The organism is Aeromonas sp. R5-1 (genome assembly GCF_040908265.1).
Classification (GTDB): Bacteria; Pseudomonadota; Gammaproteobacteria; order Enterobacterales; family Aeromonadaceae; genus Aeromonas; species Aeromonas caviae.
Genome location: NZ_JBFODJ010000046.1, coordinates 1 through 3,909, shown reverse-complemented (window position 1 = coordinate 3,909; position 3,909 = coordinate 1). Strand labels below are relative to the sequence as shown.

The window sequence follows — 3,909 nt, the reverse complement described above, 5'->3', positions numbered from 1 at the left end:
TGCGTATTCCCACGCATGGCGATCGCTCAATAACATTCATGCCGATCACTCAATAACATCCATGCCGATCGCCCAATAACATCCCAGGCCGATCACTTTTTTCCTCTATGGGAAACCATGATCGGCATGAATGTTATTGATGACTTCTTCTCCCCGCTTCGTTAAACCCGCACTTTCCAACTGGACCCAAAAGAGGAAAGTGCATGTCTGCGAGGCCTATCACCGTGAGAAAACTCAAAGAAATCCTTCGTCTCAAATATCAGGCTCAACTGGCGCATCGTCAGATCGCCCTCAGCCTGCATATCTCATCCAGCACCGTCTCCTATTACCTCAATCGCGCTGCTCAGTTGGATATCACTACCTGGCCGCTCTGTGAGCGCTGGGATGATGTCACCCTGGAGCGTGCCTTCCTCAGCACCCGCGCGGTGTCCAAAACCCGCCACAAACCGCTCCCTGACTGGGCCGTGCTCCATCAGGAGCTCAAACAGCCCGGTCAAAAAGGGGTAACGCTGGAGCTACTGTGGCAGGAGTATGCCGAGCGCAATAACGGTGCCCACTACAGCTACAACCATTTCTGTCGGCTCTATAAGGAGTGGGCATCGGTGCTGCAACCGTCGATGCGCCAGACCCATATCGCGGGCGAAAAACTCTTTGTCGATTACTGTGGCCAGACCATGCCCATCGTGGATCCTCATACCGGTGAGATCCTCTATCGGGCCCAGGTCTTCGTCGCGGTGCTCGGGGCCTCCAACTACACCTTTGCTGAAGCCACCCGCTCCCAACAGCTTGAGGATTGGGTGATGAGCCACAAGCGGGCCTTTGAGTTTTTCGGCGGCGTCCCGCAACTGGTGGTGCCTGATTGCTTGAAGAGTGCGGTCAGCGTGGCACGCAATACTGACCCGGATCTCAATCCCACCTACCAGATGCTGGCCGCTCACTTCGGCACAGCGATCATGCCCGCCAGGCCGCGCAAGCCGAAAGATAAATCCAAGGCCGAGGTGGGGGTACAGATCGTCACCCGCTGGATCCTGGCGGTACTGCGCCATGAGACCTTCCATAGCCTGGCTCAGCTTAACCAACGGATATCCGGGTTACTGACCCGGCTCAATGAGAAACCCTTCCAGAAGCTGCCCGGTTGCCGCGCATCCATGTTTGCCGAGCTCGATGCGCCAGCACTCAAGCCCTTGCCAGCGTACCCCTACCAGTACACCAAAGTGGTGTCGGTGCTGGTCGGCAAGGATTACCACGTCGACCTGGAGAAGCACTATTACTCGGTCCCTTATGCCTTGCAGGGCAAGCGGCTGGAAGCCCATCTGGCGGAGCGTACGGTCACCCTGTATCACGCGGGTAAGGTCGTCGCTCAGCACCCACGCAGTCATCGCAAAGGCCAGCACAGCAGTCTGCCCGCCCATATGCCAGCGCATCACCAGGCACTGCTGGAGTGCTCACCTGAACGCCTACTGAGCTGGGCCGCGTCCATCGGGCCCTATACCACGCATTGGGTGGATAGTTTTATCCGCCAGGCAGCGCATCCGGCCCAAGCCGTGCGACCTTGTCAGGCCCTGCTGGGACAGAGCAAAAAGTATGGCAAGGCGCGGCTGGAGGCCGCCTGTCTACGTGGCTATCTGACCGGCGCCAACCGGCTGCACCACATCCGCAACATGCTCAAACACGGGCTGGAACAACAACCAGTTGCCACCTCACGCCAGGATCCGTTGCAAGACATCCATCATGACAATGTCCACGGCGAACACTACTTCCACTAATCCATCACTCAACAAGGAAAAGAGCATGCAATTACATCTCGATGAACAACTGAGCACCCTGCGTCTGGGCGGTGTGAAACAGGCGCTGAGTCAGCAACAGACACAGAGCGCGTTGTATCAGGACATGAGCTTTGAAGAGCGGCTGCAACTGCTGCTGAGTCATGAGCTGGTGCAACGGGAGCAGCGCAAAGTTAACCGGTTGGAGAAGCAAGCGCGGTTTCGATTGTCCGGTCAAATTGAGCAGCTGGACTACCGTGCCAGCCGGGGAATAAGCAAAGCGCAGATCCGCCAGCTACTGGAAGGGCAGTGGCTGGCTCATCAGCAAAACCTGCTGCTGACGGGGGCGGCAGGCTGTGGGAAGAGTTACCTGGCCTGTGCGTTGGGCCGCTATTTTATCCGGCAAGGCGTAGCGGTGCGCTACTACCGGCTGAAAACCCTGCTGGAAGAGATGAGACTGGCGCAGGCGGATGGCAGTTATCCGAAGCTGCTGGAGCAGGTGAATAATGTGGGCTTGCTGATCCTGGATGACTGGGGCATGGAGATGCTGGATGCGGCCGAGCGCAGTAATTTGCTGGAGATCATCGATACCCGTTACGGGAGGGTCTCGACAGTGGTTGCGAGCCAACTGCCGGTAGAGAAATGGTATGGGATGATCGGAGAGGCCACATTCGCAGAAGCGATCCTGGACCGGCTGATCCACAGAGCGGTACGAGTAGGTTTGACAGGTGAGTCGATGCGAAAACAGGGCATCAACTTGACCGATGCCGATCAGGCAGAGTAAAAGAAAGACGCAGTTCCTGCGGGTAGAAAAATGGTGATCGGCATGATGTTATTGGCTGATCGACATGATGTTATTAGCCAGTCAATCTCGACAAGAAGACCTTATTGGTTGACCTTGCGTTGGTTGATGGGCAGTACAAAACGCCCAAAACCAGGGGATCTATTCGCACGATAGAGCTGTCAGAACAGGCTGTTGGATCTCTCAAAACCTTGATGAGGCTAGCGGAGCATCGTAAGGCTAAGAAGATTACGGTCACGAGGTCGGACAATCGCACTCAGATGAGTGAACAACGCACCCTGCTGGCTTACTACAGCGCCAAAAGGCGCAGTTATGCCTCGGTTGATGAGTTCCGTGAGCGGTTTTTCAGGCCGTTCTGTCAGGCTGCTGGGGTGCGTTATCGGGGGCCATCTCAATTTCGGCACACCTATGCAAGCCAACTGCTCTCGGCGGGGATCAGCATCGAGTGGATAGCCCGTCAGATGGGACACACCGGTACGGAAATGGTGGTACGCCATTATGGCAAGTGGTTGATGGAGGACGCCCCTGATTATAGGGGTAGGGCTGACACGGTATTTAATGCCTGTATGGCTGGTCAGCAGGTTCAAGTTACTGTGCCGAGCTGTAATCCAAAAACTGAAGATAAAAACACAGAAAGCGAATTCGATGTCGACGCATTACTGGCAACTCCTGCTGTCATGCAGAGATTGATGAGTGTTTTAATGCAGCGAATTTCTGTGGCGCAGTAAATCACTGTCTACATCACGCATTCAGCATTAATTTAAAACTAAATCGCACCTTTAATAAAAGGATCCACGTCGTGGGTGGGGAAATCCTGCCCACTATCTAAAGAAGGCGTTATTTAAGCGCTCTGGGAGATGACCGAATGGCTACACAGGCAACGGAAAAGGAATATGAAAGACTGGCAAAAAATCATTATGAAATCCTAAAGGAAAAGGGCCTTAATATCACAGCAAAAAACATTGCGGATGAATTGTTGGCTCGCGCTTCAGAATGCAGTCCTGGCTATTGGCGAAAACTGCGCTGTGCACTGGTATATCATCAACAATTGTTGAATTTTCCCGACGCGGCCGAGCGAATTCAGGCCCTGAGTAGGCCAGATATACCGGTTAAGGCAAAACAAAAAAGAGTTAAAAAGGTCGATAATGATGATCTCGTTGCACTGATTCAGTATTTTAAGGCGCGTAATGACAGCGCTATGTTGGCGGCCATATTGTTGTTTATGCGCGCGGGGATAAGACCTGCTGAACTAGGGAAGGTGCGAACAAGTCCCTGATATGAGATCATGTTTGTCATCTGGAGCCATGGAACAGGGTTCATCATGAGTCATCAACTTACCTTCGC

General features: G+C 53.9%; 3 protein-coding genes and 1 pseudogene. All 4 read left to right on the top strand.

Annotation, left to right across the window (positions count from 1 at the left end; all coding sequences use genetic code 11):
- Positions 1-203: 203 nt before the first annotated feature.
- The 4 genes and pseudogenes from istA (at position 204) to AB5Y64_RS06100 (ending at position 3,841) form a co-directional block, all read left to right on the top strand.
- Positions 204-1,766, top strand: a complete 1,563-nt coding sequence (gene istA, locus AB5Y64_RS06115) for an IS21 family transposase (RefSeq protein ID WP_024945937.1) — start codon at positions 204-206, stop codon at positions 1,764-1,766.
- A 25-nt stretch (positions 1,767-1,791) separates the two neighbouring features.
- Positions 1,792-2,547: an IS21-like element helper ATPase IstB gene (istB, locus tag AB5Y64_RS06110; RefSeq protein WP_024945936.1), complete on the top strand. Its 756-nt coding sequence runs from the start codon at positions 1,792-1,794 to the stop codon at positions 2,545-2,547.
- 95 nt (positions 2,548-2,642) lie between these two features.
- Positions 2,643-3,293, top strand: a pseudogene (locus AB5Y64_RS06105) (tyrosine-type recombinase/integrase); the annotation flags it as partial.
- 137 nt (positions 3,294-3,430) lie between these two features.
- Positions 3,431-3,841, top strand: coding sequence for a hypothetical protein (locus AB5Y64_RS06100; protein WP_368203482.1), 411 nt, complete (start codon positions 3,431-3,433; stop codon positions 3,839-3,841).
- The last annotated feature ends 68 nt before the right edge of the window (positions 3,842-3,909 follow it).

Coding starts and splice junctions, on each gene's coding strand:
- istB (WP_024945936.1), top strand. CDS start 1,792: ATGCAATTACATCTCGATGAACAACTGAGCACCCTGCGTCTGGGCGGT.
- istA (WP_024945937.1), top strand. CDS start 204: ATGTCTGCGAGGCCTATCACCGTGAGAAAACTCAAAGAAATCCTTCGT.
- AB5Y64_RS06100 (WP_368203482.1), top strand. CDS start 3,431: ATGGCTACACAGGCAACGGAAAAGGAATATGAAAGACTGGCAAAAAAT.